Origin of the sequence: Streptomyces sp. NPDC057302, from assembly GCF_042667685.1 — a bacterium.
GTDB lineage: Bacteria > Actinomycetota > Actinomycetes > Streptomycetales > Streptomycetaceae > Streptomyces.
Map to the genome: position 1 here is coordinate 1 of NZ_JBHUZJ010000035.1, position 14,348 is coordinate 14,348.

The following is a 14,348-nucleotide window of genomic DNA, read 5'->3' on the forward strand; positions in this document are numbered from 1 at the left end:
GCGATCACGTTTCTGACCGCGGCGGGCCTGCCCGCCTCACCGGCCACCGAGCTGGTGACCAGGGTCGCCGACCGAAGGGCCGCGACCACCGACGGCTGAGCCGTCAGGTAATTCTACGAAGCCGTCAGGGACTTCTTCTCGGCGCCGGCCGGCTGCGCGGGAACGCCGTCCGCCGCGTCCGGGTCCACCGGCTCGGGCTCGGGGTCGCCCTCGTCGTCGAGCAGCGTCCTCTCGTCGAACGGCAGCTTCCCGGCGAGGACGAGGTCGACCCGCTCCCGGTCGACCTCCTTGGTCCACGTACCGATCAGGAGCGTCGCCACCGCGTTGCCCGCGAAGTTGGTCAGGGCGCGGGCCTCGCTCATGAAGCGGTCGACGCCGATGATCAGGCCGACGCCGTCCACCAGGCCCGGCTTGTGCGACTGCAGGCCACTGGCGAGGACCGCGATGCCGGATCCCGAGACGCCCGCCGCGCCCTTGGACGCGATCATCATGAACAGGAGCAGGGAGATCTGCTCACCGAGGCCGAGCGGCTGGTCCATCGCCTCGGCGATGAAGAGCGACGACATGGTCAGGTAGATCATCGTGCCGTCGAGGTTGAAGGAGTAGCCCGTCGGGACGGTGATGCCGACGACCGGGCGGCTGACGCCCAGGTGCTCCATCTTCGCGATGAGCCGCGGGAGCGCGGACTCGGACGAGGAGGTGGAGAGGATGAGCAGGAACTCGCGGCCCAGGTATTTCAGGAGCTTGAAGAGGTTGACGCCGGTCACCAGGCGCAGCAGCGTACCGAGCACGATCAGGATGAACAGCGCACAGGTGACGTAGAACCCGATCATGATCGTGGCCAGGGCCTTCAGGGCGTCCGTGCCGGTCTCGCCGACCACCGCCGCCATCGCGCCGAACGCGCCGACCGGGGCGGCCCACATGATCATGCCGAGGACGCGGAAGACCAGCTTCTGGATGTGCCCGATGCCGCGCAGGATCGGCGCCCCGGCGCCGCGCATGGCCTGCAGCGCGAAGCCCACGAGCAGCGCGACGAGCAGCGTCTGGAGCACCTCGCCCTCGGTGAAGGCGGAGACGAGCGTCTTGGGGATGATGCCGAGCGCGAAGTCGACGAGCCCCTTGTCCGCCTCTTCGGCCGCGTCGTGACCCGCGCCCTTCTCGGAGTCGGAGATGTCCATGCCCGAGCCCGGGTGCAGGATGTTGCCGACCAGCAGGCCGATGGCGAGCGCGACGACCGACATCGCGACGAAGTAGCCGAGCGCGAGTCCGCCGACCTTGCCGACCTTGGCGGCCTTGCGGACCGAGCCGACGCCCAGGACGATCGTGCAGAAGATGATGGGCGAGATCATCATCTTGATCAGGTTCACGAAGCCGGTGCCGACCGGCTTGAGCTCCTTGGCGAAGTCGGGGAAGAGCAGGCCGACACCGATACCGAGGACGACGGCGATGATGACGGCTATGTACAGATAGTGGGTTCGGTCCCGCTTGGCTGCGGGAGCCTTTGCCACCTGGCTGTCGGTGGTGTCGGCCACGAGGGCCCTCCTTGAACGACTACGTCGGCGTTTTCGGCCAGTGCGTGCGGCTCACGTCCTGGGCAGGCGAATCTCGGGTGACTATCTCTCGCCCTGTGAGGGCGGTCACCCTTGTGTTCATTTAGTTCGCACTTATACGGCGAGGCAGACTGGCAGCATGCCCCTCGCCCGCCCCCGCCACCCGCGCAGCCTCGCCGGGCAGCTCTTCGCGATGCAGATCGTGCTTGTCGCCTTCGTGGTGGCCGGATGTGCGCTGTTCACGTTCCTGAGCGACCGGCAGCAGGCCGAGGAGGGCGCGCGCCGCCAGGCGACGGCCGCGGCGCGGGCGGTCGCGGACTCCCCTTCGGTACGCGAGGCCGCGCGCGGGCCGAATCCGACGAAGACCCTCCAGCCGTACGCGAGCGACGTGCGCCGGCACACCGGGGTCGACTTCGTCACGATCATGGACCCGGACGGCATCCGCTGGACGCACCCGGACGAGGCGCAGATCGGCGAGCGCTTCCTCGGCCACCGGGCGCAGGCGCTGCGGGGCAGGACCTTCACCGAGACGTACACGGGCACGCTGGGCCCCTCGGTGCGCGTGGTCACGCCGATCCTGGCCGACGACGGCACGGGCCGCATCACCGGCCTGGTCAGCGCGGGCATCACCATCGAGGAGATCAGCCAGAAGGCGCGCGGCCAGCTCCTGACCCTGCTCGGTGTCGCGGCGGGCGCGCTCGCGCTCGGCGGACTCGGTACGTACGTCATCAACGCCCGGCTGCGCCGCCACACCCACGGCATGAACGCCGCCGAGCTGAGCCGCATGCACGACTATCACGAGGCGGCGCTGCACGCGGTGCGCGAGGGGCTCCTGATGCTGGACGGGCAGCGCAGGATCGCCCTCATCAACGACGGGGGGCGCGAGCTGCTGGGCGTGTCGGGCGGCGGTCTCGTCGGCCGCAACGTCGCCGAGCTCGGCCTTCCCGCGCCGCTGACGGGCGCGCTGCTGGCGGCCGAGCCGCGGGTGGACGAGCTGCACCTGACGGCGGACCGGGTGGTCGTGGTGAACACCTCGCCCGTGTCGAGCGGTGAGCGCCGGGGAACGGTGGTGACCCTGCGCGACCACACCGAGCTCCAGGCGCTGACCGGCGAGCTGGACTCCGAGCGCGGCTTCACGCGGGCGCTGCGCTCGCAGGCCCACGAGGCGGCGAACCGGCTCCACACGGTGGTCTCCCTCATCGAGCTGGGCCGCGCGGACGAGGCGGTCGACTTCGCCACGGCCGAGCTGGAGCTGGCCCAGACGCTGACGGACCAGGTGGTCGCCGCGGTGAGCGAGCCGGTGCTCGCGGCGCTGCTCCTGGGCAAGGCGGCCCAGGCCAACGAGCACGGCGTGGAGCTGGTCGTCTCCCCCGACAGCAGCATCGACGACGGCATGCTGCCCCCGGACCTGCCCGCGCGCGACCTGGTGACCGTCCTCGGCAATCTGATCGACAACGCGGTGGACGCGGCCCAGGGCTCCCCCGCGGCCCGTGTGACGGTGACGGCACGGGCCGACGAGGCGGGGCTGACGCTGCGGGTCTCGGACACCGGCCCCGGCGTGGACCCGGCCCACACCGAAGCGGTCTTCCGGCGCGGCTGGTCGACGAAGGCCACGGCGGGCCGCGGTCTGGGCCTGGCCCTGGTCCACCAGACGGTGACGAAGCACGAGGGGACCCTTAAGGTGCGGGAGGCGCCGGGGGGCGGCGCGGAGTTCGAGGTCCGGCTGCGCAACGGGCGGGCACGACCCGCGACGCCGGGTGCCGACGACGAGGCGTCCACCGCGCCGGACGCAGCAGACGGAGGCACCCAGTGACCGAGCCGATCCGAGTCCTGGTCGTGGAGGACGACCCCGTGGCGGCGGACGCCCACGTCCTCTACGTGAACCGCATCCCCGGCTTCCAGGCCGTGGGCAAGGCCCACAGCGCCGCCGAGGCGAAGCGCGCCCTGGACCGCACGGAGGTCGACCTCCTCCTCCTGGACCTCCACCTCCCCGACGGCCACGGCCTCCAGCTGGCCCGCTCCTTGCGGGCCGCCGGCCACCGCACGGACGTCATCGCCGTCACCTCGGCCCGCGATCTCGCGGTCGTACGCGAGGGCGTCTCCCTCGGTGTGGTCCAGTACGTGCTGAAGCCCTTCACCTTCGCGACCCTGCGCGACCGGCTCACCCGCTACGCCGAGTTCCGCACCGCGGCGGGCGAGGCCACCGGCCAGGACGAGGTGGACCGCGCCCTGGCCACCCTCCGCGCGCCGAGCCCCGCCGCCCTGCCCAAAGGGCTCAGCGGCCCCACCCTGGAGCGAGTGACCCGCACCCTGCGCGACGCGCCCCCCGAAGGTGTCACCGCCGCTGCCGCCGCCGAGGCCGTGGGCATCTCCCGCATCACCGCGCGCCGCTATCTGGAGCACCTGGTCACCACGGGCCGCGCCGCCCGCACCCCGCAGTACGGGCACGTCGGCCGCCCCGAGTACGCCTACCGCTGGCTGACGTCGACCCCCTGACGCCCCAAGTCCCCGCCCGCGTACGCCGATCGCCACCCCGCGGGCGCTCCGGCAACCCTCCCGCACCGGCGCCAATAACAACGTTGTCACGTTGATGACAAGCAGCGTTGCACGAGCATTGACCTTGCTCCGAGCCCGCCCTTACGTTCACCGGGCAGCCCCGCGTTGCGCCCTGCGTGGTAACCCGGCCGCGTCGGCCAGTAGGAGGTCGTGCCCGTGCGTCCCACCACCCCTCTGCTCCTCGCCACCGCCCTGGTCGCCGCCGGCACCCTCACCGCGTGCGGCGGGGACTCCGGCGACGATCCGGACACCGTGAGGATCTCCTTCAAGCAGTCCACGGACAACCAGGTCAAGGTCATGGACACGTATCTGGCCGACATCAAGAAGCAGTTCGAGAAGGCGAACCCCGGCAAGAACGTGAAGCTGGTGCCGATCAAGGCGCCGGACTCCGAGTACTACACCAAGCTCCAGCAGATGATGCGCTCCCCCAAGACCGCGCCCGACCTGGTCTACGAGGACACCTTCCTCATCAACTCGGACATCACCAGCGGGTACTTGAAGCCGCTCGATCCGTATCTGGACAAGTGGGAGGACTGGGACCAGTTCATCGGTACGTCCAAGTCGGCGGCGAAGGCGGCCGACGGCAAGACGTACGGCGTGCCGGACGGCACCGACACCCGCGGTCTCTGGTTCAGCAAGGACATCTTCAAGAAGGCCGGTCTGCCCGCGAACTGGCAGCCCAAGTCGTGGGACGACATCCTCGAAACGGCGCGGACCATCAAGAAGAAGGTTCCGGGCGTCACGCCCCTGAACGTCTACACGGGCAAGCCCGCGGGCGAGGCGGCCACCATGCAGGGCATGGAGATGCTCCTGTACGGCACAGGTCAGGACCCCATGTACGACCCGAAGTCGAAGAAGTGGGTCACGGGAAGCCAGGGTTTCAAGGACTCCCTGGAATTCGTCGAGACGGTCTACAAGGAGAAGCTCGGCCCCGAGGTCTCCGACGCCCTCGACCCGAACTTCGCCACCCGCGTCCGCGGTGAGCTCCTGCCCGAGGACAAGCTCGGCATCAACCTCGACGGCTCCTGGCTGCCGCAGGACTGGGGCAAGGGCGCGGGCCACGAGTGGCCCGAGTGGTCGAAGAAGCTGGGCCTGGCCCAGATGCCCACCCAGAACGGCGAGGCTCCCGGCAAGGTGAGCATGTCCGGCGGCTGGACCTGGGCGATCCCCACCAAGGCGTCCAACCCGGACCTGGCCTTCAAGTTCATCGAGCAGATGCAGACCAAGGCCAACGCCCAGAAGTGGTACGTGGCGAACTCGGGCATCGCGGTCCGCAAGGACGTCGCCGCCGACCCCGCGTATCTCAAGGCGCAGCCCGGCCTGAAGTTCTTCACCGACCTGGTGCCCTCGACGCACTACCGCCCGGCCTACCCCGCGTACCCGAAGGTCTCCACCGCGGTGCAGGAGGCCATGGAGAAGGTGACGACGGGCGACGCGTCCGTGGCCGAGGCGGCGAGCGGATACGACGACGAGGTCAAGGCCGCGACGGACGGCGAGGTCGTCAAGAAGTAGCCGCCGGACACCGGCCGTACGCCGCCAGTCGTCCGTACGCAAGGGAAATGAGTGCCCAGAGGTGACCACCGCACCCCCCGCCGGGCCCGGCGACATCGCCAAGACCGCGCCGGGTCCGGGGGCTCCGCGCCCCGCGCGGCCCCCGTCCCGCTCCAAGCTGACGGGCCGGGCCCTGACCCGCGCGCTGCCCGTCTCCCCCGCCGTCGTCCTGCTGCTCCTCTTCCTCGCGGGACCCATCGGGTACTGCGCCTACATCGCCTTCACCGACCTCCAGCTCACCGGCCAGGCGGAGTCGAGCTTCGTCGGGTTCGACAACTTCCGTAAGGCCTTCGGCGACGAGGCGTTCCTCAACGCGGTCTGGCTGACCCTGGTCTTCACGGTCGTGTCGTCGATCATCGGGCAGAACACCATCGGCCTCGCCCTGGCGTCCCTGATGCAGCGGGCGTCGAAGCCGGTCCGCACGCTCACCGGCGCGATCGTGATCACCGCGTGGGTGCTTCCCGAGGTGGTGGCGGCCTTCCTCCTGTACGCGTTCTTCCGCCGCGAGGGCACGCTCAACGCGGTCCTGGACTTCCTCCATCTGCCGTCCCAGAACTGGATGTACACGCTGCCGATCCTGGCGGTGTCGTTCGCCAACGTCTGGCGGGGGACGGCGTTCTCGATGCTGGTGTACTCGGCGGCCCTGAACGAGATCCCCAAGGAGATCACCGAGGCCGCCCAGGTGGACGGCGCGGGCGGCTGGCGCCGCATGTGGCACATCACGCTGCCGATGATCCGCCGGTCCATCGGCACGAACCTGATGCTGAACACCCTCCAGACGCTCTCCGTCTTCGGGCTGATCTGGGTGATGACGCGAGGCGGCCCGGGAAACCGCAGCCAGACCCTCCCCCTGTTCATGTACGAACAGGCCTTCCAGAAGAGCATGATCGGCTACGGCACGGCGGTGGCGCTTCTGCTCCTGGTCGTCGGCTCACTCTTCTCCCTCGTCTACATGCGCCTGCTCCGCACGGAGGTCTGAGTGTCCGCCAATGCCATCAAGTCACCTGCCAGAAAGCTCAGTTCGCGTCGTACGGGCCGCCGTCTCGCGGCGGACGCGGGACTTCTGGTGGTCGCGGCCTCGTTCGTCCTGCCGCTGGCCTGGGTGATCCTGTCCTCGCTCGACACCAAGGCCGACCTCAAGGTGAAGGTGCCGGACGGCATCACCCTGGACAACTACGACGCGGTCCTGACCCCCGAGATCACCTTCACGCCCCTCCTCAACAGCCTGCTGCTGTGCGGCGGCGGCACCCTCCTGACCGTGGTCTGCGCGGCGCTCGCCGCGTATCCCCTCTCCCGCTTCAAGTCCCGTCTGAACCGCCCCTTCATGCTGACGATCCTCTTCGCGACGAGCCTGCCGATCACCGCGATCATGGTTCCGGTGTACGCGCTGTTCGTCCAGGTCGATCTGATCGACACGATGCAGGGCACGATCCTCTTCTTCGCCGCGTCCCAACTCCCGTTCGCCATCTGGCTGATGAAGAACTTCATGGACGGCGTCCCCAAGGAGCTGGAGGAGGCGGCGTGGACGGACGGCGCTTCGTCGTTCCAGTCCCTGCTGCGGATCGTGCTCCCCCTGATGGGCCCGGGGGTGGCCGTGGTGACGGTCTTCTCGTTCGTGATGATGTGGGGCAACTTCTTCGTGCCGTTCATGCTGCTCCTGACACCGGAGCAGATGCCCGCGTCGGTCAGCATCAACGACTTCTTCGGCAACAAGGGGACGGTGGTCTACGGCCAGTTGGCGGCCTTCTCGATCATCTACTCGACGCCGGTGATCCTGCTGTACGTCCTCATCTCGCGCCGCCTGGGCGGCGGCTTCGCCCTGGGCGGTGCGGTGAAGGGGTGACGCGCCGCGTGGGCCTGCCCGCTGGCTAGGATCACCGGGTCTGAGGGAGGGCACATGCGGGGGCGTTCGCTGAACGGCCGGTACGAACTGCTCGAGCGGATCGGCGCGGGCGGCATGGGCGAGGTGTGGCGGGCCCGCGACCGGAGCCTGGGCCGCGAGGTGGCGGTCAAACTCCTCGCGCCTACGGGGTCGGGGGGCTCGGACGGCTCGGACGGCTCGAAGGAGCTGCTGGCCCGCTTCCGGCAGGAGGCGCGGGCCGCGGCCTCGCTGGACAGCCCGCACATCGTCGCCGTCCACGACCACGGCACGGACGGCGGCACCCCGTACCTGGTGATGGCCCTGGTGCAGGGCCGCTCGCTCGACCAGGTGCTGCGCGAAAGCGTCCGCGTGCCGGTGGCGGACGCCCTGCGCTGGGCGGCGGACATCTGCCGCGCCCTGGACGCGGCGCACTCGGCGGGCGTCGTGCACCGCGACATCAAGCCCGGCAACGTCATGATCGCGCAGGACGGCTCCGCCAAGGTCGTCGACTTCGGCATCGCGACGTTCATGGAGCGCGCGGCGGGCGACTCCCGCCTCACGCGGACCGGGCAGCTGCCGTTCGGCAGCGTGCCGTACCTGGCGCCGGAGCGGTTCCGCCAGGAGACGGGCGACGGACGCACCGACCTGTACGCGCTCGGCTGCGTCCTCTACGAACTCCTCGTCGGCAGACCGCCGTTCACCGGCTCGGCTGCGGGCGTCATGTACAACCACGTCAACGACGCACCGCTGCGGCCCTCGCGGGCACGGACCGAGGTGACGGCCCCGGTGGAGCGCCTCGTCCTCGACCTCCTGGCCAAGGACCCCGCGGACCGCCCCGCGGACGCCGCGACGGCGCTCGAACGGACCCTGGCGGCGACGCGGTCACTCGGGGCGAAGGCATCCGCGCACGAGACATCCGCGTACGAGGCTGCGGCGCCGTCGGATGCGCACGACTCCGTCCCCGCCCGGCACACCCCGGTCGAGGACGCCCGCCCCCTCGCGCGCCTCGCGCCCCAGTCGCCGGTCGTCCGCAAGGAGTCCACGCCCCCGGACGCGTCCGGCCCCCGGCGGCCCCGCTCGCGAAGGCGCCTCCTGCTCCCCGCCGCCCTCGTCCTGGCGGTCGGCATCCCGGCGGGCTTCGGCATCCGTACGCTCGCCGCCCCGGACACCGAGTCCGCCGCCGCGTCCGAGGGCAAGGGATCGTCGGCCGTCCGCACGATCGGCGTCGCCCACAGCTACCGGCATGTCGGCGCCAAGCGCTCCGACGCCGACCCGGACACGTACGAGAAGTCCGAGTACGACCAGTTCACGACGCAGCAGAAACGCACCGTCGAGTCCGCCTTCTCGGAGGTGCTGGGCGCCAAGAGCGGCAGCCGCTTCCGCGTCGTGCCCGTGTCCGCCGATCCGGACACGGACTCCCGCAAGCTCCTCGCCGAGCACCCGGACATGCTCGCCGTCATCGGTGACACCGTCGACTTCTCCTGGGTGCACGACACGGACGAGGCGTTCCTGCCGGAGATCAGTACGTGCCACGGAGTCGCCCACGCGGCAGGGGCGTTCGCGATCCCGGCCGACGACGCGCGGCAGGGCGAGGCGATGGCCGAGTATCTCCGCACGCGGACCGATGCCCGCCGGGTGCTCGTGGCCGAGGACAAGCTCTGGGCGGACCGCGCGGACGGCATCGGCACCGCGCTGCGCAAGGCCGGCCTGACCGCCGAGGCGCTGGACACCACGCCAGGCGAGGTGAAGACGGCACGGATCCCGGCCCTGGTCGACAAGGCGCGGGCGGACGCGGTGGTGGTGCCCACCACCGGTGCGGGCGTGAACGCATGGGCCAAGAAGCTCAGGTCCGACGGCTTCGACGGGCCCGTGCTGACCCAGAGCGACCCCGAGGCCGTCTGCGAGGACTCGAAGGAGCGCGCCACCACCGAGGAGCGGGACAAGCCCCTGCCCGAGGGCGTCGTGCGCGCCCGCAACTACGCCGGTGAACCCGACGGGAACCTCCCGGCCCAGGGCAACCAGGAGCTGTACGACGGAGCCCTGGCCCTTGCCACCGCGCTGAAGAAGCTCCCGGCCGACGGTTCGGCCGCTTCGCTGCGGCACACCCTGGACCGCGAGATCCAGGGTGTCTCCGTCAACGGCGTCCTGGACGAGGTCTCCTTCGAGAAGCGCCGCTCCGCCCGGCAGCGGCCGGTGTGGTTCGACCGCCGCGAGGACGGCGCCTGGACCGAGATCGGCACGGTGGACGAGAAGTTCACACCCACCCGGCAGTAAGGGTCGACCACGGGCCCACTACGACGCGATGGCGTCCCGGATCCTCGCGGCGATACCGGCCATGTCGTCCGGCGCCACGTCCAGCACGCCGTTCTCGGTCATCAGGACATGGAACTGCTGCTTCTCGTACGGGACTCCGGGCGGCAGGGCGGCGATGTGCCAATGGAGATGGCTGTTCCCGTCCTGACTCCCGAGGGAGTAGAGATAGGTCCGCTCGGCGCCTAATACCTCCTCGACGGCGAGGGCGACGACCCGTACGAAGAGCATGAGCCGGGTGTAGGCGTCCTCGTCCAACTCCCTTACGGCGTGCTCGATGTGCGCCTTCGGGGCGACGAGGACTTTCCCCGGGAGGGTGGGCCAGCGGTCGAGGAAGGCGACGTGGTGTTCGTCCTCGTGGACGACGTGATGCGGGTAGCCGGGGTCCCCGGCAAGGAAGGCGCAGACAAAGCAGGGGCCGTTCCGCGCGCGTTCGGTATAGGCCTCCAGATCCATGGCCTGCCGCTTGATCTCCACAGGAACTCCTCATTTCTGGGCTTCTGGCCAACTGATTGTGAGGGAAAAGGCTCGCCCGGATTCACCGGGATAGGCCCCTACCGCCCCATTACTGATCAGATATCTCTCTGGTGCCACCGATCGGCGCGCACTAGCGTGCTGAGCTCGCGCCACCTCTCACCCCCACCAGGAGCCGTCAGTGAACCGCCCTCTCCGTCTCGCGACGGTCGCCTTCACCGCGTCCGCAGCTTTGCTGCTGACTTCCTGCGGAAGCGGCGACGACGAGTCCAAGGACAACGACAAGATCGCCGGGGCGGGGCAGGGGGCCGAGAAGTCGTCTTCGCCGAGCGCCTCGGAGGCAACGGACGTCGAACGCCCCGAGATCAAGCTGCCGTCGGACCTTAAGTACAAGTTCGAGTGGACCAAGACCGGCGACAAGAGCAAGGACGCCGTTCTGTCGGACACCGAGCAGTACGTCAAGGCCATAGACATGGCCATCGCCGAACAGGACGCGCTGCACAAGTCCTACCGCTTCTATTCCGAGGGCGAAGCAGCCGCGGGCAGCCAGAAGTTCATCACGGAATTCGTCGAGTACAAGGACCGGATCACCGGGACCAAGCGCTTCTACAACGCCAAGGTGAACGTAACGGGCGGCAAGCAGGCATCCCTCGTCTACTGCGAGGACCAGGGCAAGGCATTCAACAAGAACCTCAAGACGGGGAAGACCGATGTGACCTCCCCGTCCAAGGACGACCTGGTCATTTACAGCAGCCAGCTGCGCCTCAACAAGCAGGGCGTTTGGATCACCGAGCAGACGACATCTGATCGCGGGAGTGCCGCATACCAGTCTTGAGGTCGAAGCAGCTGACCACCGCCCTCGCCATAGCGGTGGCCTCGTCCCTGTTCCTGTCCGGACAGGCCTGGGCGGGCTACGGACACGGAACGACCAATGGTGGCGCCAAGGGCCCGGACGAGTCCGGAGGCGACGGCAAGGCTTCCGCCACCGCGGGCGGCATCATCTTCGACCGTTCCAAGAACGGCACCGGCGCCAAGGCCGGTGCCGTGACTCCCGCCACCAACTGGAGCCCGCCCGCCTGCTGGTACGCCCCGACCTACTCCCCCAAGCAGTTCAAGAAGTACGTCGAGCCGATCTGGCAGGCCGAGTCGACCGGCCCCGAGTGGGACTTGGAGCAGAAGAAGCGGTACGTGGACGGCGGGCCGTACAAGAACTTCAACCTGGACAAGGAGGGCGACGGCTTCTGGTGGACGTCCTTCCCCAACAAGAGCTATCCGCCGGGCTGGGACGGCTGCAAGAAGGAGACCTTCTGGGTCGACAAGGGTGACCCGCCCCCCGCCGACATCCCCGAGGCGATCACGCCCGAGATGCTCGCCAAGCTCGCGTACGCCGAAGTCCGCGTACCCGGCACCGAGGTGACCCTCGCCCCGGAAGGCGAGACGAAGGTCAATCTGCCGACCTGGGCCTGGCTGGACAAGACGGAGTTCAAGCCGGTGTCCGTGACGGCCTCCGTCCCGGAGATCGGCATCGAGGCGACGACCACCGCCGAACCGGTCTCCCTCACGATCGACCCCGGCACCAAGGACGCGGTGACCTACCCCGCCTCCGGGGCCTGCCCCCTCAAGGGCGACACGATCGGCGAACCGTACGCCAAGGGCAAGGCCAAGCAGGACCCGCCCTGCGGCGTGAAGTACCTGCGCTCCTCCGGCGACGGATCGTTCCCGCTCAAGGCGACCGTCACCTGGAAGATCCACTGGACCGGCACCGGGGTGGACGGGCCGCAAGGCCTTCCCGACGGCGAGTTCGGCGCGGATCAGGACGTGGTGGTCGGAGAGATCCAGTCGATCAACCGTTGACCGACGGGCGAGCGTGACGGTTGGGGCACCCGAGGTCTCGGGCGCCCCAACCGTCACGCGGCAGCCCCGTAGCTTCGCACCAATCCGCAACCTCGTACGAACGCACCGTAGTCGTCAGCCCCCCGCACCCATACCGTGTGCCCGTGCAACCGAGCCAACCACCGCACCAGCCCACACCCCCGTTCAACTTCCCCGCAGCCCGGCGCCTTCGCGAGGCGCTCGGGATGGCGCACGGGCACGTCGCCTACGGGATGCGGGCGAGCTACGGGCTCACCTACATCACCCCGGAGACCGTCGCCGCCTGGGAACGGGGCCTCGCCGCGCCCACGTCCGCCGAGCTCACCGCCCTCGCGGGCACCCTGTGGTGCTCACCGGGAGAGCTCATGGGCGCCGCCACCACCTTGCGCGAGCACCGGCTCGCGCGCGGGCTCGCGCCGGAGGACGTCGCGCGGGGCTCCGGGGTGGAGATCCAGGCGTATCTGCACATGGAGGAGACCAACACCTGGCGCGGCAACGAGCGCCAGTCCGCAGCCCTCGCCGAGGTGCTCCAGCTCCCGCTGCCCGACTTCATCACCGTCACCGGACGCGCCGATGACCTCGCGGAGCTGCTGCGCAGCGCCGTGACCTCGCGCTGGCAGGGGTACGTCCGGCCGCTCAGCAAGATGCTGCCAGTGCCGAAGCGGCACCTGGAGGACGTGCTTCAGCAGCTGCACGCCGACTACCAGTCACGCATGGTGCGCACCCTCAGCTGGGGCGGCGGGGCCGGGGCCGATGCCTCGGGGAGCGCCGGGCGTGACTTCCTGGACAAGATCCTGGAGCACTTCTGGGCCCAGGTCCGCGGGAGCCGCTAGAAGACCGACTCCGCTTCCTCCATCCGGTCCTTCGGGACCGTCTTCAGCTCGGTGACCGCCTCGGCGAGCGGCACCATCGTGATGTCCGTGCCCCGCAGCGCCGTCATGTGGCCGAAGTCCTCGCGGTGCGCCGCCTCCACCGCGTGCCAGCCGAAGCGGGTCGCGAGGACGCGGTCGTAGGCCGTCGGGGTGCCGCCGCGCTGCACGTGGCCCAGGATGACCGGCTTGGCCTCCTTGCCGAGGCGGGTCTCCAGCTCGAAGGCGAGGGCCGTGCCGATGCCCTGGAAGCGCTCGTGGCCGAACTGGTCGATCGCGCCCACGCCGTAGTTCATGGTGCCGTCCTGCGGGTGCGCGCCCTCGGCCACACAGATCACCGCGAACTTCTTGCCGCGCGAGAACCGCTCCTCGACCAGTTTGACCAGGTCGGCGGGGTCGAAGGGGCGCTCGGGGAGGCAGATGCCGTGGGCGCCGCCCGCCATGCCGGACTCCAGGGCGATCCAGCCCGCGTGGCGGCCCATGACCTCGACGACCATCACGCGCTGGTGGGACTCGGCCGTGGTCTTGAGGCGGTCCATCGCCTCCGTGGCCACGCCCACCGCCGTGTCGAAGCCGAAGGTGCGGTCCGTCGACGAGATGTCGTTGTCGATCGTCTTCGGGACGCCCACCACGGGCAGGCCCGCGTCGGAGAGCATCTTGGCGGCCGTGAGGGTGCCTTCGCCGCCGATGGGGATCAGGACGTCGAAGCCGATCTCCTCGGCGAGCGCGGGAGCGTCCTCGCAGGCCGCACGGAAGCGGTCGCGCTCCAGGCGCGAGGAGCCGAGAATCGTGCCGCCACGGGCCAGGATGCCGCTGACCTCGTTGAGGCCGAGGGAGCGGTAGCGGCCGTCGAGCAGGCCCGCGTAGCCGTCCTCGAAGCCGATGACCTCGTCGCCGTAGTGCGTGACGGCTCGGTGCACGACCGACCGGATCACTGCGTTGAGGCCGGGGCAGTCGCCGCCTGCGGTGAGAATTCCGATACGCATCGCGCTGTGTCTCCTGCTCGCTGTTGATGCTTGTGAGCCGGTCTGATTGTTCCATGGCCGCGAACCGGTCGCCGCTCACACACCAAGCGTCGCATCGAGGACACCGGCCACGGCTGGTCCGCACGATCCTGGGGAGGAGGCCTTTGGGCCCGCTTCACGAGGCCTTTCGTCCGGCGGGCGACCTAGCCAGCCGCAGAGGTATTGTCAAGAGGGCACGGCAACCATATCGGGTCATTTGTCCACCCCTGAGCGACCTCGCCCGGTCCCGCCGGGTCCGCAGGGCAGCTCACCGGGTACGCAGGGCCACCGCAGCGAAGAA

General features: G+C 69.7%; 12 protein-coding genes. 9 read left to right on the plus strand and 3 right to left on the minus strand.

From position 1 onward, the window contains the following. Window positions 1-113: 113 nt before the first annotated feature. Entirely contained in the window at window positions 114-1,508 is a 1,395-nt protein-coding gene (locus ACFUPX_RS23665) for a cation:dicarboxylate symporter family transporter (RefSeq protein ID WP_383326151.1), read from the minus strand. Between the two features lie 181 nt (window positions 1,509-1,689). Between ACFUPX_RS23665 and ACFUPX_RS23670 the strand changes: the two genes are divergently transcribed. The 6 genes from ACFUPX_RS23670 (at window position 1,690) to ACFUPX_RS23695 (ending at window position 9,792) form a co-directional block, all read left to right on the plus strand. Further along, complete coding sequence (locus tag ACFUPX_RS23670) at window positions 1,690-3,363, plus strand: ATP-binding protein (RefSeq protein WP_383325944.1); 1,674 nt, start codon at window positions 1,690-1,692, stop codon at window positions 3,361-3,363. Beyond that, window positions 3,360-4,046, plus strand: a complete 687-nt coding sequence (locus ACFUPX_RS23675) for a response regulator (protein ID WP_383325946.1) — start codon at window positions 3,360-3,362, stop codon at window positions 4,044-4,046. Before ACFUPX_RS23670 ends, ACFUPX_RS23675 begins: the two co-directional genes overlap by 4 nt. 216 nt (window positions 4,047-4,262) lie before the next feature. Continuing rightward, window positions 4,263-5,618 (plus strand): extracellular solute-binding protein, encoded by a 1,356-nt coding sequence (locus ACFUPX_RS23680; protein ID WP_383325949.1) that lies wholly within the window; start codon window positions 4,263-4,265, stop codon window positions 5,616-5,618. Window positions 5,619-5,679: 61 nt separating this feature from the next. Beyond that, window positions 5,680-6,636, plus strand: coding sequence for a carbohydrate ABC transporter permease (locus tag ACFUPX_RS23685; protein ID WP_383325952.1), 957 nt, complete (start codon window positions 5,680-5,682; stop codon window positions 6,634-6,636). After that, window positions 6,637-7,500 carry a carbohydrate ABC transporter permease gene (locus ACFUPX_RS23690; protein WP_383325955.1) on the plus strand — a complete coding sequence of 288 codons (864 nt, stop codon included), beginning with the start codon at window positions 6,637-6,639 and terminating at the stop codon, window positions 7,498-7,500. 54 nt (window positions 7,501-7,554) lie between these two features. Further along, window positions 7,555-9,792, plus strand: coding sequence for a protein kinase (locus ACFUPX_RS23695; RefSeq protein ID WP_383325958.1), 2,238 nt, complete (start codon window positions 7,555-7,557; stop codon window positions 9,790-9,792). An 18-nt stretch (window positions 9,793-9,810) separates the two neighbouring features. Here the strand turns inward: ACFUPX_RS23695 and ACFUPX_RS23700 are convergent, their stop codons facing one another. Continuing rightward, a complete protein-coding gene (locus tag ACFUPX_RS23700) occupies window positions 9,811-10,305 on the minus strand; it encodes an HIT family protein (protein WP_383325961.1) in 495 nt (164 codons plus the stop codon). Between the two features lie 178 nt (window positions 10,306-10,483). Between ACFUPX_RS23700 and ACFUPX_RS23705 the strand changes: the two genes are divergently transcribed. The 3 genes from ACFUPX_RS23705 (at window position 10,484) to ACFUPX_RS23715 (ending at window position 13,007) form a co-directional block, all read left to right on the plus strand. Further along, the gene (locus ACFUPX_RS23705; protein ID WP_383325964.1) at window positions 10,484-11,137 is read left to right on the plus strand and encodes a hypothetical protein; all 654 of its coding nucleotides are present in this window, start codon (window positions 10,484-10,486) and stop codon (window positions 11,135-11,137) included. Next, window positions 11,125-12,156, plus strand: a complete 1,032-nt coding sequence (locus tag ACFUPX_RS23710; RefSeq protein ID WP_383326154.1) for a hypothetical protein — start codon at window positions 11,125-11,127, stop codon at window positions 12,154-12,156. Before ACFUPX_RS23705 ends, ACFUPX_RS23710 begins: the two co-directional genes overlap by 13 nt. Window positions 12,157-12,293: 137 nt before the next feature. Next, window positions 12,294-13,007 (plus strand): helix-turn-helix domain-containing protein, encoded by a 714-nt coding sequence (locus ACFUPX_RS23715; protein WP_383325967.1) that lies wholly within the window; start codon window positions 12,294-12,296, stop codon window positions 13,005-13,007. On the opposite strand, the gene ACFUPX_RS23720 is transcribed toward ACFUPX_RS23715, so the two are convergent. Further along, on the minus strand, window positions 13,004-14,029 hold the full coding sequence (locus ACFUPX_RS23720) for a 6-phosphofructokinase (protein ID WP_383325970.1): 1,026 nt from the start codon (window positions 14,027-14,029) through the stop codon (window positions 13,004-13,006). The two genes, ACFUPX_RS23715 and ACFUPX_RS23720, sit on opposite strands and share 4 nt — an antisense overlap. Window positions 14,030-14,348 lie beyond the last annotated feature (319 nt).